This window comes from Streptomyces sp. NPDC058279, from assembly GCF_042881255.1.
Taxonomy (GTDB): Bacteria; Actinomycetota; Actinomycetes; order Streptomycetales; family Streptomycetaceae; genus Streptomyces.
In genome coordinates this window covers 79,839-103,715 of the sequence record NZ_JBHVYA010000015.1, presented here as the reverse complement: position 1 = coordinate 103,715, position 23,877 = coordinate 79,839, and the positions used below count along the sequence as shown (strand labels likewise).

Sequence of the window (23,877 nt, the reverse complement as noted above, 5' to 3'; positions counted from 1 at the left end):
CAACCGGGGCGAAAAGGGAGAATCTCTTGAACGACGAGCACGCACCGACATCCCGTCAGGCGCCGCGCCGTCATACCCCGGCCCGGACACCGCTCTTCACGGCCATCGGCCTGCTGGGCCTGCTCGCCACCGCCTGCGGTGGCTCGGAGGAGCCCGTGAGCACCCCGGGCCCGGAGACCCAGGAGGTCCACCTCCAACCCGTCGGCTCCGCCGGGCCCGACCCCTTCACCACCTCCACCGCCACCGGTGAGTCCGCCCCCGCCCAACCCCCGCTGCCCAACCAGAGCGGCCGGGGCATCCGCACCGTCAACGCCGCCACACCGGGCCTGTACGGCGGCATCCAGCGGCTCGGAAGCTGCGACGTGGAACACCAGTCGAGCCTGCTGACCGCCGACAACGCCAAGGCGGGTGCCTTCGCCGGGGCATCCGGCGTCGACCAGGACAAGATCGGGGACTTCCTGCGCGACCTCACACCGGTCGTCCTGCGCGCCGACACCCGGGTCACCGGTCACGGCTTCCAGGACGGCCGCGCCAGTGCCTTCCAGTCCGTGCTCCAGGCCGGGACGGCCGTCCTCGTCGACGGCCACGGCATGCCGCGCGTGCGCTGCGGCTCCGGGAACCCCCTCTCCGCGCCCCGCGCCCCCAAGGGGAACCCGGTGATCAAGGGGGAACCCTGGAACGGCTACCAGGCCAACCAGGTCATCGTCATCGAGCCGACCGTCCAACAGTTGGACCACCTCGTGCTCGTGAACCTCGCCGACAACACCTGGCTGGAGCGCAAGATCGGCGACGACGGCGCCCAGGACACGACGCCCCAGGGGATGCCGCCCTACGACCCGGCCGAGAGCATCCCGAGCGGCCCCCTCACCTCCGAGGGGCCCGCCGGGCCGGGCAGCCCGTCCGAACCGGCCCGCCCGACGGGACCGACCGGGCAGAACCGGCCGGTCCGGCCCCCGCAACCGCCGCCCAAGCAGCCGCCGGCACCGCCCTCCGACGCCCCCTCCCCGCTCACCCCGGCCCTCCCGGACGGTCCCGCGCGGGACGTGCCCCAGGACATCCCCCAAGGCCTGCCCCAGGACATCCCGCCGGACGGCACCCTCGACCTCCCGCCGGACCCGTACCCCACCGCGCCGCCTCCAGGCGACCCCGGACTGCCGACGGGCCCCGACGGCGTGGCGCCCGAGCAGGCGGACCCGTACGGATACGACCCCGTCGCCCCCTCCGACCCGTACGCCGTGCCCGACGCCCCGCAGCCCTTCGGCCCCGCCCCCTCCATGGAGAGCGCCTGACCCGCCCGTGTGTCATGGTGGACCGGTGCCGACCGCCGTATCGCTCCCGGACGACTGGCCCGCGCACCCGGACCGGTCGCTCTCGCTGAACCGGATGGGCAGTTTTGACTGGGACCTGCTCACCGGTCTCATGCACATGGACGTGGCGGCCCTCGACGTGTTCGACACGAGCCCCGCCGACTACGACGGCCACCCCGAATCCCTCGCCCGGCGCGTACCGCCCGCCGAGGCGACCCGGCTCGACGCGCTCGTCTCCAGCGCCCTCAAGAGCGGCGTGGACAGCTACGGCGCCTACTTCCGCATCCGCTGCCAGGACGGCACCCTCCGCTGGACCCACAGCCAGGGCCGCGTCATGCGCGGCCCCGACGGCCGCCCGTACCGGATCATCGGCATCGTCCGGGACGCGACCGAGGAGCTCGGCCACTCGGCGGAACGCCTCGGCCTGGACGAGGAGCGCCGCCGCCAGACCTCGGTGGTCGAGAGCACCACCGCCGCCCTCGCCCACGCCCGGACCGTCCAGGACGTCATCGACGCGCTCGGCGACGCCCACGGCCTGGAACGGCTCGGCTCGATGGGCATGGTCATGGGACTCGTCGAGGCCGGCCGCATCCACCTGGTGGCCGAAGGACCGGAGGGCAGTTTCATCCCCGGCACCCGCTACACCCGCATCGACGAGCAGTACCCGATGAGCGAGGTCGTCCGCTCCCTCCAGCCCCGCTTCCTCGACTCCGCGAAGGAGTTCGCCGAGGGCTACCCCGACCTCTGGGCGAAGATCTCCTCGATGGACATCTCGGCGGCCGCCTACCTGCCCCTGATCGCCCAGGCCCGCCCGATCGGCGCCATCGGACTGCTCTACCAGGACAAGGACGGCTTCACGCAGGAGGAACGGAACCTGCTCGTCGCCCTCGGCAGCAGCATCGCCCAGAGCCTGCAACGGGCCATGCTGCTGGAACAGGAACACGACCTCGCCGAAGGTCTCCAGCAGGCGATGCTGCCACGGCGCATCCCCTCCGTCGCCGGAGCGGACATCGCCGTCCGCTACCGGTCGGCGCGCATGGGCCAGGAGATCGGGGGCGACTGGTACGACGTCATCCCGCTGCCGGGCGGCCGCGTCGGGGCGGTCATCGGCGACGTCCAGGGCCACGACACCCACGCGGCCGCGGTGATGGGCCAGCTGCGCATCGTGCTGCGCGCGTACGCGACGGAGGGCCACTCGCCGGCCACCGTCATGGCGCGGGCCTCGGTGTTCCTGCACGAGCTGGACACCGACCGCTTCGCGACCTGCACCTACGTAGAGGCCGACCTCGCGACCGGCGTGCTCCAACTGGTACGGGCCGGGCACATCGACCCGCTGCTGCGCACCCGCGACGGGGACTGCCGCCGGGTCACGGCGGAGGGCGGAATGCCGCTGGGGCTCTCGGCGGAGTTCGGCCGGCTGGAGTACCCGGTCACCACGATGGAGCTGGGCCCTGGGGAAACGCTTCTGCTCTGCACGGACGGCCTGGTCGAGCAGCCGGGCACGGACCTCGACCAGGGGATCGGACACCTGACGGACCTCATCCGGAGCGGCCCGGCGGACCTCCAGAAGCTGGCGGACGTGCTGTGCGGGGTCAACGACGAGCGGGGCGGCGACGACGACATGGCGCTGCTGTTGCTGCGCCGCGAGGTGCCCGAGGCGCCGCAGGGCGGCGGCCGGCTCCAACAGCACGTGGCCCCGGCGGACCCCGAGGCCCTGGTCTCGGCCCGGCACATGATCGGCGCGGCGGTGCGCGCGTGGGGGGCGGGGGAGCGGGCCGACGAGATCGAACTGGTGGCCGACGAGCTGATCGTCAACGCGCTCATGCACACCGACGGCCCGGCCATCGTGACGCTCCGGGTACTGCCCGGCCCCCGGCGCCGGCTCCGGGTGGAGGTCGAGGACCGCTCCAGCGCGCTGCCCCGACGCCGGGAAGCGGGGGAGTCGGGCGTCTCGGGCCGTGGCCTGATGCTCGTGGACCGGCTGGCGGACCTCTGGGGCGTGGACCCCCGGGGCGGCGGCAAGTGCGTGTGGTGCGAGTTCGTCCTCTCGTAGCCGTCGGTCTCGTGGACGTCGGTCTCGTGGACGTCGGCGGTACGGCTCGCGTTCCGCGCGGCGTGGCGGCACGCTGGGAGCATGCCGGAGCTGCCCGAAGTCGAGGCCCTGCGGGAGTTCCTCGACGAGCACCTGACCGGGCGGGTGGTCGAACGCGTCCTCCCGCTCGCGGTCAGCGTGCTCAAGACGTACGACCCGCCGCTCACCGCCCTGGAGGGGCAGACCGCCGGGCCCACCACCCGCTACGGGAAGTTCCTCGCCCTGCGGATCGGCGACCTCCACCTCGTCACCCACCTGGCCCGGGCCGGCTGGCTGCGCTGGCAGGACACCCTGCCCGCGGGGCCGCCGCGCCCGGGCAAGGGGCCGCTGGCGCTGCGCGTCGTACTGGAGGGCGGCGCGGGCTTCGACCTCACCGAGGCGGGCACCCAGAAGCGGCTCGCGGTGTACGTGGTCCGCGACCCCCGGGAGGTCCCCGGCATCGCCCGGCTCGGGCCCGACCCGCTCGCCGACGACTTCGACCGGGCCGCGTTCGCCGCCCTGCTGGCGGGGGAGCGGCGGCAGATCAAGGGGGTCCTGCGCGATCAGAGCGTCATCGCCGGCATCGGCAACGCCTACAGCGACGAGATCCTGCACGCCGCGAAGGTCTCGCCGTTCAAACTGGCCGCCTCCTTCGACGAGGAGCAGGTGACGCACCTCCACGACGCCGTACGGGACACCCTGCGCGCGGCCGTCGAGCGGGCCCACGGGGTGGCCGCGGGGCGGCTCAAGGCCGAGAAGAAGAGCGGGCTGCGGGTCCACGGCCGGGCCGGGGAGCCGTGCCCGGTCTGCGGGGACACCATCCGCTCGGTGTCCTTCGCCGACTCCTCGCTGGAGTACTGCCCCACCTGCCAGACCGGCGGCAAGCCCCTCGCGGACCGGCGCCTCTCCCGCCTCCTCAAGTAGCCGCGAGGTAGCGCCGGGCCCTGTCCCACACCGCCTCGAACTCCTCCGCCGTCAGCCGCTGCGGCACATGGCCCGCCCACCCTGCGTGACTTCGCGGTCGCGGTTCCGGCACGCCGGCGGGGTTCCTCGTGGTGTCGCGCTCATGGGAAGGCAGCCTAGGCGGCCGGTTGTCCGGCCGGCGCTTCCGGTCGGCGGGGCCGCTCGGGGAGGGTGGGGTGCGTAGACTGCCGGACCATGGCCGAGGAGCAGCAGGCGGCGCGGCGGGAGGTCGTCACCGGTGTGCCCCGGGGCTCGCGGCGCAGGGCGCCCGCGCACACCCCGGCGCGGTCGGAGATCTCCGAGCAGACCAGCGTCGGTGCCACCTACGTCAGGGCCCTGATGCGCAGTCAACTCCGGGCCGGGCTCCGGGCGCTGGCCGTGCTCGCGCTGCTCGTCGGCGCGCTGCCGGTGGCGTTCCTGCTGCCCCGGGTGGCGTCCGGCCCGCTGGTGTGGGTGGTGTTGGGGCTGCTCGTGTACCCGGTGATGTGGCTGATCGCCCGCTGGTACGTGGCCCGGGCCGAGCGCAACGAGGCCGATTTCACCGGGCTGGTGACGGACCCCGCCGAGGCGCCCGGGTCCCGCACCGCGGACGCCTGAGCGGCCGATCAGAACAGGTGCATCGCCAAGTGGCCGAGCGGCAGCCCCAGTTGCCAGGCCGGCGTCCAGACGCGGGCGTTCTCGTCCAGGCCGACCGGGGTGTCCGCGTGGCCGTGCCGTCCCGGGTCGAGGTTGGTCGCGAACAGCTCCGTGCGGTCCAGCCAGCGCCAGGCCGCCCGGGCCAGTTCCAGGTCCGGGTCCCCGTCCCGCCCGTCCTCCCGCGCTTCTTCGCCGAGCTGGAGGAAGCGGGTCTCCACCCAGTCGCGCCACGGGTGTCCGTAGGCCGTCAGCGACAGCCACTCGTCGAGCTGGGAGACCACCCGGATCCCGGAGAGCTCACCGGCCGCGTCCGAGAGGTAGACGGTCAGCGCGAGCGTGTCCCGGCCGGCGCGGAACTCCAGCGTGCTGACGGGGATCAGTCGGCCCGTGCGCAGCAGTTCGTCGGCGATGTACTCCGCGTAGAGCCACGCCATGGGCACCGCCAGCCCACTGCCGCCACCGTCACTGGTGCCGTTCGTACCTTCGGGCCGCACCGTTCCACCTTCTCCCGCGCGTGAGCTTCCCGTCGTCAGCCCCGAGCCTTCACCGAGGGCCTCGCGGAGCGGAGGATGTTTACTCAACTTGAACGGTCCGGCACCGGTTTTGTCGCGGCTTGTGTCCGGTCCGTGTCCCTTCGAGGCGTTCTCCGGACCGGGTGCCGCCTCGGGTCGGGCGCACCGACGGCCGCCTCCGCTCCGCCTTGACGGTACCTCAGGCGCCGAGCCCGTAGCCCTGGAGCCCCTTGCGCAGGGCGCGCAGCGCGTAATACGTACGGGACTTGACGGTTCCGGCCGGAATGCCGAGTTCCGCGGCGGCCTCGGCCACCGAGCGGTCCCGGAAGTAGACCTGCATCAACACCTCGCGGTGCTCCTGCCCCAGGCTGCCCACGGCCCGCCTGACATCGATCGCGGTCACCGAGCCCGCCACCGCGTCCTGCGGCGCGGGTGCCTGCTCCAGGCCGTCCGGATTCACCTCCTGCGGCCGAGAGAGGCGGGCCCGGCGGGCGTCGATCGCGAGCCGACGGGCGACGGTGAACAACCACGGCCGCATGGATTCGTGCCCGCCGGCCAACACCTCCGGGTGCTGCCAGACCCGTACCAGGGTCTCCTGGACGAGGTCCTCGGCCCGCTGGGCGTCCCCCGCCGTCAGGCCGACCAGGAATCCGAACAGCGCCCGCCCGTGCTCGCGCTGGAGTTCGGCCAGCGCCTCGGGGTCCGTGCGCAGGAGGGTGGGGGAGGGCGGCACGAGCGGCTCCTTCCGCGGTTCACCGGGTCTGCCGGGGACCGTCCCGGCGCCCGTACGGGGTCCGACGGATCCACCCTGACCTGCACGGGGCGGCCCGGGAACCGTCCGGCGCCGTCGTTGCGCCCAAGCACCCCGGTCCTCCGGTGGGCGGGCGCGCCGCACGGTGAACGGTCGAACGGCGCGGCGAACGGCCACGGGGGTGAACCGTGCGGGTCGGGCCGCGTCGTTCCTTGACTTGTGGCGTCGTCTTCTGTGAATTCAGCTCATCGGATAGTCGTACGAATCCTCCGGAATCGGGTGTCCGGGCGTTCCACGACGTCCCGTGCGTCCCGGCCGTTCCGGCGTCCCCAGGTGTCCCTCCGAGCGAGAGCCGGTACAGATGACCCAGCGCACCCGCCAGGCCCTCGCCCTCGCGTCGGCCCTCCTGCTGTCCGCCACGGCCGCCGCCTGCTCCGCCGGCGGGAGGTCCGCCCCGGCGCGCATGGCCGGCAGCCACGGCCCGGGGTCCTCCACCGGCGGCTCCGCCACCGCCCCGGGCGGCGCCAAGAGCTTCACCCTGGTCGCGAGCGGCGACGTGCTCCCGCACACCTCGATCATCCGGCAGGGCGCCACCGACGCCGGGGGCGACGGCTACGACTTCCGGCCGATGTTCGCCGGGGTCAAACCGGTGGTCTCCGCCGCGGACCTCGCCCTGTGCCACATGGAGACCGTCTACGGCGAGGACGGCGGCCCCTTCACCGGCTACCCGGCTTTCAAGTCACCGCCCGAGATCGCCGACGCGCTGAAGGCCACCGGCTACGACGGTTGCTCCACCGCCTCCAACCACACCCTGGACGACGGCGCCGACGGCGTGCGGCGCACCCTCGACGCGTTCGACAAGGCCGGCCTCAAACACGCCGGCTCGGCCCGTACGGCCGCCGAGGCCGCCACCGTCACCGGCTACCGCGCCGGTTCCGCCAAGGTCGCGCACCTCGCGTACACGTACGACACGAACGGCTACCCGATGCCCGAGGGACAACCGTGGGCCGTCAACCTGATGAAGCAGGAGAAGATCATCGCGGACGCGCGGGCCGCCCGGAAGGCGGGCGCGGACGTGGTCCTGGTCAGCGTGCACTGGGGCACCGAGTGGCAGACCGAGCCGGACGAGACCCAGCTGGCGCTCGGCAAGGCGCTGACCGCCTCGCGGACCGCCGGGCGCCCCGACATCGACCTGATCCTCGGCACCCACGCCCACATCCCCCAGGCCTACGAGAAGGTCAACGGGACCTGGATCATCTACGGCATGGGAGACCAGGTCGCGGGCGAGATGTTCAACGACACCGGCGCCCGGGACGCGCGCGGCAACTACGGCTCGATCGGCCGATTCACCTTCGCCCCGCCGGCCGCCGCGGGACAGCGCTGGCGGGTCACCAAGGCCGAGTTCGTCCCGCAGATGACCGACGAGTCGCCCTGGAGGGTCGTCAACCTTCCCGACGCCCTCGCCAAGCACCCCGACCACGAGGAATGGGAAACCGCCCGGGACGCCATCGGCGAGGCCGTCCTCAGCCGCGGCGCCGGGAAGGACGGCCTCACGATGGGCAAGTAGCGAATCGCCCCGCGTCCGGCCCGTCCGGCCGCCAGCGCCCCCGGCCCGTTACGGCACCACCGTGACGGGCCAGCGGCCCGCCTTGACCAGCCTGACCGCCACCGAGCCGACGATCCGGTGCCCGGCCTGCTCCGACGTCCCGACCACCACCGCGTCCGCCTTCAGCTCCTCCGCCGCGCTCACCAGACCGGCATACGGATCGCCACGGAAGGTGTGGAACTGCCAGTGCACCTCGAAGATGCCCCTCAGGCGCTCGGCGGCCGCCCGGATCTCCGCGACGAGGCCCTCCGCGATCTCACCGGTCGTGTCCGACACCGGCGCCCCCAACGAGGCCCCGGCCGCCATCACCGGCTGCACGTACACCAGCGCCAGCAGCGCGTTCTGCCGCCGCGCCAGCCCCGCCGCGTACGCCGCGGCCCGCAGCGAGGAGTCCGAACCGTCGATCCCGGCCAGGATCACCTTCGGACCGTCCGTACCGCGTTCGAATCCCGTACCCACGTGCTCCGTCACGCCCCCGAGATTATCCCGTCGACGCGCGGACCGGCCCGGCCCTCCCTACAGTGCGAACCATGAGTGCCACCGCGGAGCAGACCCGGGGGACCCGCAGCCGCTTCCTGAACCGGGTCCCCGACGCGTTCGGGGCGTTCTTCGGAACGCTCGGACTGCTGTGCGCCCTCCTGTCGCTCTCCCCGGTGCTGCGCCGCCTGCTGCGCCACATCGTGCGCTTCCTCGACGACTTCGTCATCCCCGTCAGCGCGAACCTCGCCTACGCCGTCTTCCTCTTCCTGCTCGCCGCCGCCCTCGGCGCCCGCAAGAAGGTCGCCTGGTGGATCGTCGTCACCTATCTGGCCTTGCTGATCCTCGTCGACGTCCTGTTCATCGCCGACGACGAGTACTGGGTCGGCGGCGTCTCCCTGGCCATCGCCGCCGCCGCCCTCGCGCTCCTGATCGCCGCCCGCCGCGAGTTCTACGCCGCCTCCCGGCCCGGCGCCTTCTGGCGGGCCCTGCTCGTCCTCGGCCTGGGCCTGCTCCTCGCCGTCCTCGCCGGCTGGGGCCTGGTCGCCCTGTTCCCCGGAACGCTGCCCAAGGACCAGTGGCTCGACTGGGCCGCCAAGGAGGTCTTCGGCGGCCTCTTCTCCGACCGCCGCTTCGACGGCCGCCCGCCCCGCCCGCTGTCCTTCGTCCTCGGCCTCTTCGGCGCGATCGCCCTGCTGAACGCCGCCGCGACCCTGTTCCGGTCCCAACGGCTGACCGCCGCCCTGCACGGGGACGAGGAGCCCCGCATCCGCGCGCTCCTCGGTGCGTACGGGCGCGCCGACTCCCTCGGCTACTTCGCGACCCGGCGGGACAAGGCCGTCGTCTTCGCGCCCAACGGCAAGGCCGCCGTCACCTACCGCGTCGAGGCCGGGGTCTGCCTGGCCAGCGGCGACCCGGTCGGCGACCCCGCCGCCTGGACCCCCGCCATCAACGCCTGGCTGGCCGTGGCCCGCCGCTACGGCTGGCAGCCCGCCGTCATGGGCGCCTCCGAGGACGGCGCGACCGCGTACGCCCGCTCCGGACTCGGCGCCCTGCAACTCGGCGACGAGGCGATCCTGCACGTCGCCCACTTCGACCTCGACGGCCGCGACATGCGCGTCACCAGGCAAGCGGTCAACCGGGTCCGGCGCACGGGCGCCACCACGGTCATCCGCCGCCACTCCGCCCTCTCCGAGGAGGAGATGCACACCATCGTCGAACGGGCCGACACCTGGCGCGACACCGAGACCGAACGCGGCTTCTCCATGGCCCTGGACCGGCTCGGCGACCCGGCCGACGGCGACTGCCTCCTCGTCGAGGCGTTCGACGCCGAGCGCCGGCTGATCGCCCTGCTGTCCTTCGTCCCCTGGGGCAAGGACGGCATCTCCCTCGACCTGATGCGCCGCGACCGCGCCGCCCCCAACGGCGTCATGGAGTTCATGGTCGCCCAGCTCTGCGCCGCCGCGCCCGGGCTGGGCGTGCGCCGGATCTCCCTCAACTTCGCCGTCTTCCGCTCGGCCTTCGAGGAGGGCGGCCGGATCGGCGCCGGGCCGGTCCTCAGGCTCTGGCGCAGACTGCTGCTGTTCTTCTCCCGCTGGTGGCAACTGGAGGCGCTGTACCGCTCGAACGTCAAGTACGGCCCCGAGTGGTACCCGCGCTTCCTCTGCTACCAGGACGCCGGCTCCCTCGCCCGGGTCAGCCTGGCCTCAGGCATCGCCGAGGGCTTCGTCTCCGTACCGAGCATGCGCAAACTGTGGGGCAACGCCCACCCCAAGGGCCTCACCGCGCCCGCCACCACCGAGGGCCTGCCCTCCATCGACTCCCTCGGCCTGGACCTCCTGGGGGAGGCCGGCGCACGCCCGGCGGCCGAACGGCTGCCCGAGCAGGTCCGGGTACGGCACGCCAAACTGGACCGGATCCGGGCCTCCGGCACCGACCCCTACCCGGTCGGCATCCCGCAGCGCACCCACACCGTCGCCCGCCTCGAAGAGGTTCACCCGGGCTACCCGCCCGGCACCCGCACCGGCGAACAGGTCACCCTCGCGGGCCGGGTGATGGTCGTACGCGACCTCGGCGGAGTCGTCTTCGCCGTGCTGCGGGACTGGACCGGCGACACCCAGCTGATGTTCACCCGCGACGAGGCGGGCCCGGACGTCCTGGACGCCTTCACCTCGCAGGTCGACTTCGGCGACCACGTCGTGGCCACCGGCGAGGTCGGCACCAGCAAGACCGGCCGGCTGTCCGTCGTCGTCCACTCCTGGCAGCTCACCGGCAAGTGCCTGCGCCCCCTGCCCGACAAGCGCAAGGGCCTCGCCGATCCGGAGGCCCGGGTCCGGCGCCGCTACCTCGACCTGGTCGCCAGCCCCGACGCGCGCGACGTCGTACGGGCCCGCTCCGTCGCCGTGCAGGCACTGCGCCAAGGGCTGCTGGACCGCGGCTACCTGGAGGTCGAGACCCCGATGCTCCAGCAGATCCACGGCGGCGCCAACGCCCGCCCCTTCCGCACCCACATCAACGCCTACGACCTCGACCTGTACCTGCGCATCGCCCCCGAGCTGTACCTGAAACGGCTGTGCGTCGGCGGCATGGAGAAGGTCTTCGAGATGGGCCGCACCTTCCGCAACGAAGGCGTCTCCTACAAGCACAACCCCGAGTTCACCATGCTGGAGGCGTACCAGGCGTTCGCGGACTACGACGTCATGCTCGACCTGACGCGCGAGCTGATCCAGGGCGCCGCCACCGCGGCCTTCGGCTCGCCCGTCGCCCACAAGACCGACGCCGACGGCACCGTCGTCGTCCACGACATCTCCGGGTACTGGCCGGTCAAGACGGTGTACGGGGCCATCGGCGACGCGCTGGGCGAGGAGGTCGACGCCGACACCGACGAGCGGGCGCTGCGCCGCCTGTGCGACCGGGCCGGGGTCCCCCACTCGCCCGACGACACCCGGGGCGACGTCGTGCTGGAGATGTACGAGCGGCTGGTGGAGGAGCGGACCGAGCTGCCCACCTTCTACAAGGACTTCCCCACCGACGTCTCCCCGCTGACCCGGCAGCACCGCAAGGACCCCAGGCTGGCCGAACGCTGGGACCTGGTCGCCTTCGGCACCGAGCTGGGCACCGCCTACTCGGAGCTCACCGACCCCGTGGAGCAGCGCCGTCGGCTGACCGCGCAGTCACTGCTGGCGGCGGGCGGCGACCCCGAGGCGATGGAACTCGACAACGACTTCCTGGACGCGCTGGAGTACGCGATGCCGCCGACCGGGGGCCTGGGCATCGGCGTGGACCGCCTCGTCATGTTCCTCACCGGTCTGACGATCCGCGAGACGCTTCCGTTCCCGCTCGTACGACGCGGCTGACGGTTCCCGCCCCGCCCCGCCCCACCCGCTTTGCCCGCCCCGGGCCCCGCGGCCGGTCCGGCCTGCGCCGGGCGGGTGACGGGGGGCGGGCGCCTTCGCGCCTCCCGGCGACTCAGCCGATGTGATTGATACCAGTTGAGAATGAAAAATGACGAGCCGACAGTAGGGCGGCGCGTGCTCCTGCGCTCCGCCGTCTTCCTCGGGGTCGCGGCGGCCGCGTCGCTGATCACCGGCGGCGAGAGCGACACCCCGGCCCCCGGCGCCGCCGCCGGAACCGGCCCCGCGCCCGGCCCCGGCGGCGCGGGCTCCACCGGTCGGGGGGCGCCGGGAGCCCCCGCCCCGCGCGCTGCGGGGCTTCCGCCGAACACCTACCGGCTGACCCCGATGACGGCGGAGGCCCCGGCCCGGCCCCCCGCGGTGAAGCCCGCCGTCCGTACCCGCCCCATCCTGGAACTGCCCCCCGAGGCGAGCCGGTCCGGCCAGATGGTCCTCACCTTCGACGACGGGCCCGATCCTCGCTACACCCCCGGCATCCTCGACACCCTCGCCCGGTACGGGGTCCGCGCCGTGTTCTTCGTCTGCGGGGAGATGGCCACCGACAACCGCGACCTGCTGCGCCGAATGGCCGCCGAGGGCCACGTCATCGGCAACCACACCTGGACGCACCCGCTCATCCCCACCCTCACCCGCCCCGACCTGGCCGACGAGATCGGCCGCACCAGCGACGTCGTGGAAGCCGCCGTCGGCACCGCGCCCCAGTGGTTCCGGGCGCCCTACGGGGCCTGGAACCGGGCCGCCTTCGAGATCGGCGCCGAACTGGGCATGGAGCCCCTGGCCTGGACCGTGGACAGCCTCGACTGGACCGAGCCGGGCACCTCCACCATCGTCTCCCGCATCCTGGGAGGCGCCGCGCCCGGGGTGATCGTGCTGTCCCACGACGCCGGCGGCAACCGCTCCCAGAGCGTCGAGGCGCTCGGTACGTACCTGCCCCGGCTGCTCGCCGAGGGCTACCGGATGACGCTCCCCACCCTCCCCGCGGCCCGGGCCCACTGAGGGACCGCCGGACCGCCGACCGCCCCACGGCGGCGGGGGCGCCCCGGCGGTGTCAGCGGGCCTCCACCATCCGGGCGAAGACGACCACGTTGCCGTCGTAGCCCCGGCCCTTCGAGTAGCCGCCGCCACAGGTGATCACGCGGAGTTCCGGGTGGCCGGTGTCCCCGTACACCCGGGCTCCGGGAAAGGTCTCCTTCGAGAACACTTCCACGCCGTACACCTCGAACACCGCCGTGCGCCCGTCGTACCGCTCCACCTCGATGTGCTGGCCCTTGTTGAGCGAGCCCAGGCCGTAGAAGACCGCCGGACCCTGCGCGTTGTCCACGTGGCCCACGATCACCGCCGAGCCCTGCTGGCCCGGGGAGATCCCGTTGAGGTACCAGCCGGCCAGGTTCGGGTCCTGCGGCGGTGGCGCGTCGATGAAGCCCTGCGCGTCCAACCCGACCGTCATCACCGGCGCGTCCACCTTGATGGCGGGGATCCTGATGCGCTGCACCGACGAGTGCTCCAGCACCTCAAGGTCCGGCGGCGGAGCCGGCGGCGCCACCGCCGCCTGGTCGGGCCGTACCGCGACGGCCGCCGCGGCGGCGGGCTGCGGCGGACCCTCGTTCAGGTTCACGCCGTTGCGCATCATGGCGAGGCCGGTGAGCAGGACCAGTGCGAGTGGTCCCCACGGGGAGCGCCTCCTCGGCCGCTGCTCACCCTCGTCCTCGGTCATGGCTCTCCCTTCCCGACGCGGGGGTCCCGACCCGCGTTCCAGTCCCTCCCCTGTAAGCCCTACGTCACGCACGCTAAGCGCGCACGGCCGGGACGGCGATCGGGGGCGGGCGAACGGGTGGTGCGGCCGGAAGGGGTGCGCCCATCCAGGTAATCGTCACATAAATGCCTGACGGGTCGTGACCTGCGGATCCGTCAGAAACGCTGCGACCTGCCCGGCGTGTCGCTCAACCGGGCGGCCCAAAGTCGGACATGCGCTGGTTGCGAGCCGCCCCGAGGGTTCGTGATGGGAGGCGTTCTCGTCGATCATCCCGGGCGACCGCTCCGGGGCGCTTCCCGCTGGAGGTTCCACCATGCGTGTTTTGCGCGCACTCACCGTGACCGCGGCGGCCTGCGCCGCCGTCGCCCTCGGCGCACCATTCGCCTCGGCGAACCCGGCGGGCGGCCCACCGCTGGGCGGCGGCACCGGGCCCAGCAACGTCACGGTCAACCCCTACTCCGTGCACCAGGGCTCGACGATGCAGGTCAGCGCCGCCGGATGCACCCACGGCGGCACGGTCTGGTCGCACGGCAACTTTCCCGAGACCAGACTGTCGGCCGGTTCCATCGGATTCGCGACCGTCCGCATCTTCAACCACGCCTCTCCCGGCCACCAGACGCTGTCCGTCCGGTGCAACGACAGCAGCCTCGTCGCCACGCACCGCTTCACGATCCTCGACGGCAACGGCGCCCAAGGCGGACTCGGCGGCTCCTTCGGCCCGTCCACCACCGAGACCGCCATCGGTTCCGGTCTCGTCGCCGCGGCCGCCCTCGGCGCGGGCATCCACGTGATGCGCCGTCGCCGCCCGATCGGTAGCCGGGCCTGACCGGCCGACCTCCCCGGTGCGCCCGGTACCGCGGTCGCCCCGAGTCCTGACGAGGGCTCGGGGCGCGTGCGGTTTCCCGCCACGCCCGCCGGGAAGCCCGGCGGGCTCAGTGACCACGGGTGGAGCGACGCCGCAGCACGTATCCCGTGCCGCCCACGGCGGCCAACACGAAGCCGGCTCCGACGCCCAGTTCCAGCAGGTCCATCCCGGCGACGCTGCCGCCGAGGCCACCGCGCACGCCGAGGGTGGTGCCGCTCGAGGCGGGCGCGACGGGCGCGGTCGGCGCGGTCGGCGGCAACGGGAGGCGGCGCGGCGGGCCGACGGTGGAACTCGTGGTGGGCCGGCTCGTTCCGCCGGCGATGGTCAAGTCGGCGGAGCGCGTCTCGCCGTTGCAGGTGAAGGTGACGGAATACAGCGCCCCGGGACGGGCGTCCCGGTCGACGGTGACCCGTGCGGTCTGCCCACGCGCGATGCTCACGGTGTCGAACACCCCGGAGGAGGAGGTGGCGAACGCGGAGTCGCAACCGCTGACGGAGAGCACCACCTGGCCGCCGGGGGCGACCGTCGACGGGGTGATGGCGAAGGCGAACGGGGTGACGGGCTGGGCCTCGGCCGCGAGGGCGGCGCTGGTGCCCGCCGGGCCGAGCGCGAGAACGACGCCCGTGGCGCCGGCGCTCAGCAGGGCTGTGGCGGAGCTGCGTATCGCACCCATGAGTGATTCTCCGGATCCCCGAGGAGCAGCCGCGGAATGGTTTCCGCACGTGGAGGGACGTGCGCCTCGATGTCCGTCACGCTAGGCGGGGGTCCGGGAGCTCGCGATCAGGAACGGGCGAACGGGTCATATCGATGGGCCAAACCGGGGACGGGAGCCCCGTCCCCGGTTTGTCGGGGCGGTCGGGCCGCCCGGCCGTCGGCGGCGCGACCGCCGCGCTCAGTCGCCGAGCCCGAGGTGCGGGAACTGGGCGAAGAAGGGTTCGGCGGTGGCCGCGATGCCCCTTCCGAAGGGTGCGTCGAAGTCCCAGATCAGGAACAGCAGGAAGGCGATCAGCGCGCTGAACAGACCGGCCAGCAGCAGTTCGCGGAAGGAGCGCCGGATCTGGAGCGTGAAGATCAGACCGACCGTCACGAGCGCCCCCACGACCAGACCGAACCACACCACCCCCGGCATCGTGGCCTGGGCGCTCTGTCCGCGGGCGTTGCGGGCGTCGTCCACCGCCGCGACCTGGTCGACCAGCGGCTGGTACGCCTGCCCCTCGTGGTCGGTCTTCGGCTCGTAGTCCGTGACGTCCCGGCGGATGCGTTCCAACAGTTGGCCGCTGCGGTCGGTGATCTTGCCGTGGTCGGCCATCTCCTTCCACTCCGTGTCCACCACGTACGTCACGTACGCGTCTACGTCGGAGCGGATGGTCTTGCGGGTTTCCGGCGGATAGACCTCGGAGCGGACGCTGATCTCGTGCAGGGCCTGCGACTCCTGGCGCACGTACTCCTGGGCGGCGCCGCGGCCCTCCCAGACGCCGGCGATGGCCAGTCCGAGGACGATCGCGTAGATCACCCCGATCATCATCGTCATGTACTCGATGACGTCCGGGGTTTCGCTGGGATCGTCGTCGTCGCCGATCCGGCGCTGGTTGAAGAAGGCGATGCTCAGTACCACGGCGCAGGCCGCGGCCATCGCCAGGGACAGGACGAGCCATTCCGACACGATGACTCCAAAACAGGGGTGAGGGGCCGGCGCCTACGGGCCGGGCCTAGCGGGGGCGCAGCGCGACGATCGCGAGCACCGCGGGGGCCGCGGTCATGAGCGTGAAGGTGACCGGCGAGATGTGGTGTTCGGCCGGTTTGCGGGACGGCGCGTGGTAGGTGGGGCGGGCCACCGGCTTGGGGACGGGCGGGGGCGTCACCGCCGGGGTGGGCGTGGGCTCCGGTTCGGGGGCCGGGGCCGGTTCAGGCGGGCGCGGGGCGGGCGCGACCACCGGCGGTGGCGGGGCGGGCCTCGGGGGCGCGGGCGGCGGTGGTGGCGTGGGCTTCGGTGGTGGGGGTGGCGTCGGCTCGGGGGAGGGGGGAGGCGGTGTGGGCGTCGGCGTGGGGGTGGGTGTCGGGGTCGGGGTGGGGGTGGGTTTCGGGGGGCAGGGTGGCGGTGGCGGTGGCGGGCAGTGGTGCCCGCCGTGGTGGCCCCAGCCGTGTCCGTCTCCGTGTCCGTCGCCGTCCGCCTGGCCGTGGCCGTTCCCGCGGTCGCTCCCATGACCGTCTTCGGGGGCGTCTTCGTGATGTCCGCCACCCCGGCCGGTCCCGGCCAGGATGGCGTGGGCGGCTGTGGGCGGCCCGGCGGGGGCCCCGCCGTCGCCCGGGCCGATCGACGTGGAGGCGCGGCTATCGGCCACGGCCGGTGTGACGGAAAACGCCGCCCACACCAGCACCGGTACCGCCAGCAGGCGCCGGGCACATGCTCTGTTCACCCGGGGAGCATGGGCCCGCGCGAGCCCCCGCACGCGGCGGTCGGTCGTGGTTCGCCAGAACGGGCGGAGTTCGGACCGTAGTGGTTTGAGCCACCTTTTGACCGTCTTCCATGGCCGGCCGGTCAATTCCCAAAAGGTATTTGTCGGTTTCTGTCACGGGGTGCGGTGACACCCCTGCTCGCGTTAGGTGTGTGACCAAGAACGGATCGCCAATTTCCGCTTTCGCTCGCTCCGTTGGCCAATGATCAGTACATTCGGCTCGGACAGGAGTCCGGTTCCTGACCGACCCCCCGGACCACGGCACGACTACGGCTTGGAGACCCCGATGGAGCGCCCCGCCTGGGCCCCGCCAGGCATCGACATATCGGTGCCGAGCGTGTCCCGCATCTACGATTACTACCTGGGCGGTTCGCACAACTTCGAAGTCGACCGTCAGGCGGCCCGTCGGGCCATGGAATTCCTGCCGGGGCTTCCCAAGATCATGCAGGCCAACCGGGCGTTCATGCGCCGGGCCGTGCGCCACGCCGTCGCCGAGGGCATCACCCAGTTCCTCGACATCGGCTCCGGCATCCCCACCTTCGGCAACGTCCACGAGATCGCCCGCCAGGCCAGCCCCGAGGCACGTGTCGTCTACGTCGACCACGACCCGGTGGCCGTCGCGCACAGCCAGGCCGTCCTCGCCGGTGACGACCGGACCGACGTCGTCGCCGCCGACCTGCGCAAACCGCAGGACATCCTGGCCGCGCCCGAGGTGACCCGGCTGCTGGACCTGGACCGCCCCGTCGCCCTGCTGCTCGTCGCCGTCCTGCACTTCCTGGAGGACACCGACGACCCGTACACCGCTGTCGCCCAGCTGCGCGACGCCCTCGCCCCCGGCAGCATGCTGATCCTCACCCACGCCTCCTACGAGGGCATCCCGCTCGCCGAAGAGGTCGCGGTCGGGGCCGTCGGCGTCTACCGGGACATCCGCAACCCCCTGGTGATGCGCACGCGCGAGGAGGTCACGGGTTTCTTCGACGGGTTGGAACTGCTCGAACCGGGCCTGGTGTCGATGCCGGACTGGCGCCCGGAGCTCACCGAATCCCCGGCGGACGGTGACACGCCGGAGGACCCGTTCGCCTTCTCGGGCTTCGCCGGCGTGGGACGCAAGGCGTGAGACTCCCGGCCCCGACCCCGCCGCCCGTCAGCCCGAGCCCGGCCCGTCCACCGGCGGTCGGGGCCGTGACGCCGGCGAAGCAGCCTTCGACCCGCGACGTTCCGCCCGGCCCGCATGCGGGCCGGGCGGACGTGCGGGAACAGCGCAGCGGGCTGGAGGACCGGATCGCGCGGTTCGCGACCATCTGGGGCCGGGCCATCTTTCCCGTCACGGCGACCTCGCTGACCCGCCCCGAATTCGAACGGCACCTGGTCCCGCTGACGCGCACGCTCACCGACGCCCTGCACGCCCGGCCCTTCGACGCCTCCGCCGCCCAGCGGGTCGGCGCCGAACTCGTGGCCGTGCACTGCACCGACCCGGATGCCCTGGCGGGAACCCTGGGCGTCGTCGAGTCGTACCTGGTGCTGTACTGCGGTCCCGACGGCGTGGGGGCGGAAAGCACCGAGGAGTACCGGTCCCGCTGCGCACGGCTCCAACACGGCATCGCGGCCGGGTTCGCCCGCGCCCTGCGGGAGCGCACGCTGAAGGAGCAGGAAGCCATCGCACGCTCCGCGCTGACCGCGCGCGCCGACGCGCAACAGGCGCTGCACGCGAGCGAGGAACGCTTCCGGGCGGTCTTCGAGGGGGCGGCCATCGGCATCGGCATCGCCGACCTGGAGGGCAACGTCCTGGAGGTCAACGACACGCTGCTCCAGATGTTCGGCGGCCTCGAAGGGCACGTCCGCAGCCGCAACGTCAGCGAGTGGGGCCACCCCGACGACACCCCGCACGTGTGGCGGATGTACGGCGAGCTGGTGCGCGGGGAGCGCGAGCACTACCGGGTGGAGAAGCCCTATTACCGCAACGACGGCACCGTCCTGTGGACGAATCTGACGGTTTCGCTGCTGCGGGACGCCGAAGGGCGGCCGCAGTACCAGCTGGCCCTGATGGAGGACACCACCGAACGCCGGCTGCTGAACCTGCGGCTGCGCTACGAGGCCACCCACGACGCCCTGACGGGCCTGCCCAACCGCACCCTGTTCTTCGAGCGGCTGGAGAAGGCCCTGAGCGGGGCCGGCGGACCCCGCTTCGGCCTCTGCTACCTGGACCTCGACGGGTTCAAGGCGGTCAACGACAGCCTGGGCCACTCGGCGGGCGACCGGCTGCTGGTGGAGGTCGCCGACCGGCTCCAGAGCTGCGCGACGGGACCGGGCGAGGTCGTCGCCCGGCTCGGCGGTGACGAGTTCGTGGCGTTGACCACCGGCTCCGACACCGAGGAGAAGGCCACCGAGATGGCCGTCCGGGTACTGTCCGCGCTGTCCACCCCGATCCGGTTGGAGGGCCGCGAGCTGTCGGTGCGCGGCAGCATCGGCATCGTCGAGGGCCCGGCGGGCGAACGAACCCCGGCGGAGGTGCTGCGCAGCGCCGACATCACGATGTACCGGGCCAAGGCGGCGGGCGGAAACCGGTTCGAGTTCGCCGACGAGGAGGCCGACGCCCGCGCCATCACCCGGCACGGCCTGACCAACGCCCTGCCCGCCGCCCTGGAGCGCGGCGAGTTCTTCATCGAGTACCAGCCGCTGGTGCACATGCACGACGGCAGCGTGCACGGGGCGGAGGCGCTGGTGCGCTGGTCGCACCCGCAGTACGGGGTGCTGGGCCCGGACCGCTTCATCCCGCTCGCCGAGCGCACGGGTCTGATCGTCCCGCTCGGCCGCTGGGTCCTCGAGGAGTCCGTGCGTCAGGCATGCACCTGGCAGCGCCGGCACGGCGGCTCCGCGCTGCGCATCAACGTCAACCTCTCGCCGACGCAACTGCACCACCCCGGCCTGGTCGCCGACACCGTCCGCGTACTGGAGGCATCCGGCCTCGCCCCGGGCGCGCTCTGCCTGGAGGTCACCGAGTCGGCGCTGATCGGGGCCGACGACGAACTCCTGGAACCGCTGCGCCGGCTCGCCGCCCTCGGCGTGGACATCGCCCTGGACGACTTCGGCACGGGCTACTCCAACCTGGCCAACCTGCGGCGGCTGCCCGTCAGCGTGCTCAAGCTGGACCGCTCGTTCACGCAAGGGATGCAGCAGCAGCCGGCCAACCCCGTGGACGTCAAGATCGTGCAAGGTATCGTCGCGCTGGCCCACAGCCTGGAACTCGCCGTCACCGTCGAGGGCGTGGAGACCGGTGTCCAAGCGGCCCAGCTCCGCGAGCTCGGCTGCGACACCGCCCAGGGCTGGTACTACGCCCGCCCCGGCTCCGCCGACCGGATCTACGCGCTGTCCCTCTCGGACGCCGTCCCCACCCTGTCCTGACGGCCGGTCCCGGGCGCCGACGCCCGGCATCGCGGAGTCGCGGAGTCGCCGAGGGGGCGCGGAGTCGCGGAGTCGCGGAGGCGACGCGGCAGGCCCGGTGGGATCAGGCCAGGCCCACCTCCGTCCCCCGGCCGGGCGTCCGGACGGCGTCCACGACCCGCTCGTACCGCCGCGCCGTGTCGGCCACCACCTCCATGGCCACCGGCAGGCGCTCCGCCTCGTAGGCGTCGAGCACGTCCTCCTGCCGGGCCGGGTCACCGAGCGCCGCGGCGAGGGCCCGGGCGAGGGCGACCGCGTCCTGGATGCCGGTGTTCATGCCCAGGCCGCCGGCTATCGGATGGACGTGCGCCGCGTCACCGGCGAGCAAGGCCCTTCCCGCACGCATGCGGGCGGCGACGCGGACGTTGATCCGCCAGTCGGAGAGCCAGGTGGCATGGGTGAGGCTGATTCCCGGCATGCGGGCGCACCGGTCGAAGATCCGCTGGAAGCTCTCCAACGAGGGCGGCACATACCCACCCTCCCCGTCCGCCTCGGGCGCGGCCTGGAGCTGGAAGCCGTCCGTCCCCGGGATGGGGCAGAGCAGTATCCCGCCGCCCTCCGAGGTGAACCACTGATGCCAGAAGTCCCGGCTGAGCCCCGGCGCCCGCACATCCCCGAGGACCATGGCCGGCTCCTCCCGGGTGCTTCCTTCGAAGGGGATGCCGAGCAGGCGGCGGATGGTGCTGCGTCCGCCGTCACATCCGGCGAGGTAGCCGGCGGTCACCACGCCGCCGTCCGCGAGCTCCGCTCGCACGCCGGTCGCGTCCTGGGTGACGGCCACAAGCCGGGACCCGTACTCGACGCGGACGCCGAGCCCGGCGAGCCGGTCGCGCAGGGCCTGTTCGACCTGCCATTGCCCGATCAGTAGGCCGCCGTCGTCGACCAAGGTGTCCGCGACCGGCTCCCCGTCGAAGTACTTGCGCAGGACCACGCTCCGGCTGCCCACGGCCCTCACGGCCGCGGCCACCCCGAGGGTTTCGAAGATCTCCAGGCTGCCGGGCCGAAGCCCCTTGCCGCGGGACTCGCGGTGCGGTGCGGGGCGTTGTTCGAGGACCCGCACGGCGGCGCCGCGCAGCGCGAGGGCGCAGGCCAGGGTCAATCCGGTCGGGCCGGAGCCCGAGATCAGTACGTCGGTCATGGGATGTCCTCTGCTCGTCGTTGCCCCAAGGAAAGCCGCTCCGGGAGAAAAAAGCAACCCGGTTAAAAAAATAACCGAGTCAGAAATTCCGTGGTACGCTCGGGACATGGAAAAGACCACCGATCCGCGCACGACAGGTCTGCGCGAGAGCAAGAAGCTGCGCACGCGCCACCACCTGGCGGCCACGGCGCTCGAACTGTTCCTGGAACGCGGCTTCGACGCCGTGTCCGTGGCCGATGTCGCCGCCGCGGCGGAGGTCTCCAAACCCACTCTGTTCCGTTACTTCCCGACCAAGGAGGACCTGGTCCTCGACCGGTTCGCCGACCATCAGGACGAGGCCGCCCGCCTGGTGCGCGACCGCGAGCCGGACCAGAGCCCGGTCGGTGCCCTGCGCGCGCACTTCCTGGCGGCGCTCGCCGAGCGCGATCCCATCACCGGCCTCTGTGACCACCCGAACGTGCTCGCCTTCCAAGGGCTGCTGTACGCCACCGGCAGCCTGGAATCCCGGCTCGGCCACTACACCGCCCGCGAGGTGGAACTGCTCGCCGCGGCGCTGGAGGAGGAGCGGGTCGCCCCGCTCGCCGCGCGGCTCGCGGCGCAGCACCTGGTGACGGTCCGCCACGAACTGGGCCGCGAGAACTACCACCGCCTCGCCGCAGGGCAGAGCGCCGACGCGGCGTACCCCACCGCCGTCGCCGACGCCGAACACGCCTTCGCGATGCTGGCGGACGGCCTCGACCGCACCCTCTCCATACGCCGGTCCTGACGCCCCGCGCCTTTTGGGAGCCGGCCGGGCGGTGCATGCGGCGTCAGGACAGCAGCATCCGCTTGAGTTCGCGGGCCGCGCGCGGGGGAGCGACATCGGTGCGGTGGGCGAGGGCGATCGTGCGGCGCAGCGGGGAGCCCGCGAGCGGGGTGGCGCGCAGGCCCGGCCCGCCGTGGTCGACGACCATCGCCGGGACCACCGCGATACCGAGCCCGGCCCGCACGAAGCCGAGGACCGCGTCCATCTCGCCGCCCTCCACCGTGAACGCCGGCTCGAAGCCGGCCGCCCGGCAAGCCGCCACCGTCAGGTCCCGCAGGTCGTAGCCGTGCCGGAACATCACCATCGGCTCGTCGCGCAGCGCCGCGATGGTCAGCGGGCCGCCCCCGCCCGGCGCCGGCAGCTCCGCCGACGAGACCACCACCAAGTCCTCGGTCAGCAGCTCCACGGTCGTCAGCGCCGGCGCCGACGGCGGAAGTGGCAGCGCGATCAACGCCAGGTCCAGGACGCCGCGCGCGAGTTCCCGTACGAGGTCCAGCGAACCGCTCTCCTCGATCAGCAACTCGATCCCCGGGTGCGCGGTGTGAAAGGCACGCAGTACGTCCGGGAGCAAGCCCGTGCAGACACTCGGCGTGGCCCCCAGCCGCACCCGCCCGCGTCGCAGCTGCGCCAGCTCCTGCACCTCCAGGCGCGCCGTGTCCGCGTCCGCCAGGATCCGCCGGGCCAGCGGCAGCAGCGCCTCTCCCGCATCCGTCAGGGCGATGTTCCCCCGCGCCCGGCTGAACAGCTCCGCCCCCAGCTCCCGCTCCAGGGCCCTGATCTGCTGGGAGAGCGACGGCTGTGCCACATGCACCCGCTCCGCCGCGCGGGTGAAGTGCCGGGTCTCGGCGACCGCCACGAAATAGAGAAGCTGCTGGAACTGCATCAGCCCAGGATATCGGGCCCCCATAGGCACGGCCTATCGAGTGCAGCTCCATCATGTCTTGGACCTTTCGGGACCGTCGTCCCTACCGTCGTCCCATGGCTCTGGCACCGCGGACGGATCGACGGCCGTCCACCACGCGCACGCTCTGGGACTCCACCGTCGGCAAGAAGTCCGTGATGGCCGTCTCCGGCCTGATCATGCTCGGCTACCTGGTCGTCCACATGCTGGGCAACCTGAAGATCTTCTTCGGGTCGGAGGAGTTCAACGGCTACGCGCACTGGCTGCGTACCCTCGGATCTCCGTTCCTGCACCACGAGTGGGCCCTGTGGATCGTCCGCGTCGTGCTCGTCGCCGCCGTCGTCGCGCACGCGGTCTGCGCCTACCAGCTCAGCCGCCGGGACATCAAGGCGCGCCCCGTCAAGTACGCCCACAAGAGGCGCCGCGCGAGCTATGCCACCCGCACGATGCGCTGGGGCGGCGTCATCCTCGCCCTGTTCATCGTCTGGCACCTCCTCGACCTCACCACCCTCACCGTCAACGAGCGGGCGTGGGCCGGCCACCCCTACGAGAACGTCGTCGCCACCTTCTCGACCTGGTACGGGAACACGATCTACATCGTGGCCATGGCGGCGCTCGGCCTGCACGTGCGGCACGGCTTCTGGAGCGCCGCCCAGACCCTCGGCGCCGGCAACGCCCGACGCGAGCGGTCCCTCAGGTTCCTGGCCAACGCCCTGGCCCTCGTCCTCTTCGCGGGTTTCGTGTCCGTGCCCGTAGCCGTCATGACCGGAGTGGTGAGCTGA

Annotated in this window: 21 protein-coding genes; 12 read left to right on the top strand and 9 right to left on the bottom strand. The window is 72.8% G+C overall.

What is annotated here, in order from left to right; genetic code table 11:
- The first annotated feature begins 26 nt into the window (after positions 1-26).
- The 4 genes from ACFVXJ_RS24500 (at position 27) to ACFVXJ_RS24485 (ending at position 4,938) form a co-directional block, all read left to right on the top strand.
- Positions 27-1,289, top strand: a complete 1,263-nt coding sequence (locus tag ACFVXJ_RS24500; RefSeq protein ID WP_389664704.1) for a DUF6777 domain-containing protein — start codon at positions 27-29, stop codon at positions 1,287-1,289.
- Positions 1,290-1,296: 7 nt separating this feature from the next.
- Positions 1,297-3,360 carry a SpoIIE family protein phosphatase gene (locus ACFVXJ_RS24495; protein WP_389664702.1) on the top strand — a complete coding sequence of 688 codons (2,064 nt, stop codon included), beginning with the start codon at positions 1,297-1,299 and terminating at the stop codon, positions 3,358-3,360.
- Positions 3,361-3,441: 81 nt separating this feature from the next.
- Positions 3,442-4,302 (top strand): Fpg/Nei family DNA glycosylase, encoded by an 861-nt coding sequence (locus ACFVXJ_RS24490; protein ID WP_389664700.1) that lies wholly within the window; start codon positions 3,442-3,444, stop codon positions 4,300-4,302.
- Positions 4,303-4,536: 234 nt separating this feature from the next.
- Entirely contained in the window at positions 4,537-4,938 is a 402-nt protein-coding gene (locus tag ACFVXJ_RS24485; RefSeq protein WP_361307573.1) for a hypothetical protein, read from the top strand.
- Positions 4,939-4,946: 8 nt separating this feature from the next.
- On the opposite strand, the gene ACFVXJ_RS24480 is transcribed toward ACFVXJ_RS24485, so the two are convergent.
- Both ACFVXJ_RS24480 and ACFVXJ_RS24475 read right to left on the bottom strand, forming a co-directional pair.
- The gene (locus ACFVXJ_RS24480; RefSeq protein WP_389664698.1) at positions 4,947-5,471 is read right to left on the bottom strand and encodes a hypothetical protein; all 525 of its coding nucleotides are present in this window, start codon (positions 5,469-5,471) and stop codon (positions 4,947-4,949) included.
- Positions 5,472-5,688: 217 nt separating this feature from the next.
- Positions 5,689-6,222, bottom strand: a complete 534-nt coding sequence (locus ACFVXJ_RS24475; protein WP_389664696.1) for a sigma-70 family RNA polymerase sigma factor — start codon at positions 6,220-6,222, stop codon at positions 5,689-5,691.
- Positions 6,223-6,601: 379 nt separating this feature from the next.
- Between ACFVXJ_RS24475 and ACFVXJ_RS24470 the strand changes: the two genes are divergently transcribed.
- The gene (locus tag ACFVXJ_RS24470; protein WP_389664695.1) at positions 6,602-7,807 is read left to right on the top strand and encodes a CapA family protein; all 1,206 of its coding nucleotides are present in this window, start codon (positions 6,602-6,604) and stop codon (positions 7,805-7,807) included.
- Positions 7,808-7,855: 48 nt separating this feature from the next.
- On the opposite strand, the gene ACFVXJ_RS24465 is transcribed toward ACFVXJ_RS24470, so the two are convergent.
- Positions 7,856-8,317: a universal stress protein gene (locus ACFVXJ_RS24465; protein ID WP_389664693.1), complete on the bottom strand. Its 462-nt coding sequence runs from the start codon at positions 8,315-8,317 to the stop codon at positions 7,856-7,858.
- Positions 8,318-8,376: 59 nt separating this feature from the next.
- Between ACFVXJ_RS24465 and lysX the strand changes: the two genes are divergently transcribed.
- Positions 8,377-11,679 carry a bifunctional lysylphosphatidylglycerol synthetase/lysine--tRNA ligase LysX gene (gene lysX / locus ACFVXJ_RS24460; RefSeq protein ID WP_389664691.1) on the top strand — a complete coding sequence of 1,101 codons (3,303 nt, stop codon included), beginning with the start codon at positions 8,377-8,379 and terminating at the stop codon, positions 11,677-11,679.
- Between the two features lie 141 nt (positions 11,680-11,820).
- Entirely contained in the window at positions 11,821-12,732 is a 912-nt protein-coding gene (locus ACFVXJ_RS24455) for a polysaccharide deacetylase family protein (RefSeq protein WP_389664690.1), read from the top strand.
- Positions 12,733-12,784: 52 nt separating this feature from the next.
- Here the strand turns inward: ACFVXJ_RS24455 and ACFVXJ_RS24450 are convergent, their stop codons facing one another.
- Positions 12,785-13,450 carry a class F sortase gene (locus ACFVXJ_RS24450; protein ID WP_361307563.1) on the bottom strand — a complete coding sequence of 222 codons (666 nt, stop codon included), beginning with the start codon at positions 13,448-13,450 and terminating at the stop codon, positions 12,785-12,787.
- Positions 13,451-13,802: 352 nt separating this feature from the next.
- On the opposite strand from ACFVXJ_RS24450, the gene ACFVXJ_RS24445 reads away from it, so the two are divergent.
- Positions 13,803-14,315 carry a hypothetical protein gene (locus ACFVXJ_RS24445; protein WP_361307561.1) on the top strand — a complete coding sequence of 171 codons (513 nt, stop codon included), beginning with the start codon at positions 13,803-13,805 and terminating at the stop codon, positions 14,313-14,315.
- 106 nt (positions 14,316-14,421) lie between these two features.
- Here ACFVXJ_RS24445 and ACFVXJ_RS24440 read toward each other — a convergent pair whose 3' ends face one another.
- The 3 genes from ACFVXJ_RS24440 to ACFVXJ_RS24430 form a co-directional block, all read right to left on the bottom strand.
- Positions 14,422-15,027: a hypothetical protein gene (locus ACFVXJ_RS24440; RefSeq protein ID WP_389664688.1), complete on the bottom strand. Its 606-nt coding sequence runs from the start codon at positions 15,025-15,027 to the stop codon at positions 14,422-14,424.
- A gap of 219 nt (positions 15,028-15,246) precedes the next feature.
- Complete coding sequence (locus tag ACFVXJ_RS24435) at positions 15,247-16,017, bottom strand: hypothetical protein (protein WP_389664686.1); 771 nt, start codon at positions 16,015-16,017, stop codon at positions 15,247-15,249.
- Positions 16,018-16,063: 46 nt separating this feature from the next.
- A complete protein-coding gene (locus ACFVXJ_RS24430) occupies positions 16,064-16,216 on the bottom strand; it encodes a hypothetical protein (RefSeq protein ID WP_389664684.1) in 153 nt (50 codons plus the stop codon).
- Positions 16,217-17,096: 880 nt separating this feature from the next.
- On the opposite strand from ACFVXJ_RS24430, the gene ACFVXJ_RS24425 reads away from it, so the two are divergent.
- The gene (locus ACFVXJ_RS24425) at positions 17,097-17,927 is read left to right on the top strand and encodes an SAM-dependent methyltransferase (protein ID WP_389664682.1); all 831 of its coding nucleotides are present in this window, start codon (positions 17,097-17,099) and stop codon (positions 17,925-17,927) included.
- Between the two features lie 131 nt (positions 17,928-18,058).
- The gene (locus ACFVXJ_RS24420; RefSeq protein WP_389664776.1) at positions 18,059-20,212 is read left to right on the top strand and encodes a putative bifunctional diguanylate cyclase/phosphodiesterase; all 2,154 of its coding nucleotides are present in this window, start codon (positions 18,059-18,061) and stop codon (positions 20,210-20,212) included.
- 103 nt (positions 20,213-20,315) lie between these two features.
- Here ACFVXJ_RS24420 and ACFVXJ_RS24415 read toward each other — a convergent pair whose 3' ends face one another.
- Positions 20,316-21,389, bottom strand: a complete 1,074-nt coding sequence (locus tag ACFVXJ_RS24415) for an FAD-dependent monooxygenase (protein WP_389664680.1) — start codon at positions 21,387-21,389, stop codon at positions 20,316-20,318.
- A 106-nt stretch (positions 21,390-21,495) separates the two neighbouring features.
- On the opposite strand from ACFVXJ_RS24415, the gene ACFVXJ_RS24410 reads away from it, so the two are divergent.
- On the top strand, positions 21,496-22,155 hold the full coding sequence (locus tag ACFVXJ_RS24410) for a TetR family transcriptional regulator (protein ID WP_389664678.1): 660 nt from the start codon (positions 21,496-21,498) through the stop codon (positions 22,153-22,155).
- Positions 22,156-22,198: 43 nt separating this feature from the next.
- Here the strand turns inward: ACFVXJ_RS24410 and ACFVXJ_RS24405 are convergent, their stop codons facing one another.
- Positions 22,199-23,077 carry a LysR family transcriptional regulator gene (locus ACFVXJ_RS24405; protein ID WP_389664676.1) on the bottom strand — a complete coding sequence of 293 codons (879 nt, stop codon included), beginning with the start codon at positions 23,075-23,077 and terminating at the stop codon, positions 22,199-22,201.
- Positions 23,078-23,172: 95 nt separating this feature from the next.
- Between ACFVXJ_RS24405 and ACFVXJ_RS24400 the strand changes: the two genes are divergently transcribed.
- Positions 23,173-23,877, top strand: a complete 705-nt coding sequence (locus tag ACFVXJ_RS24400; RefSeq protein WP_389664675.1) for a succinate dehydrogenase — start codon at positions 23,173-23,175, stop codon at positions 23,875-23,877.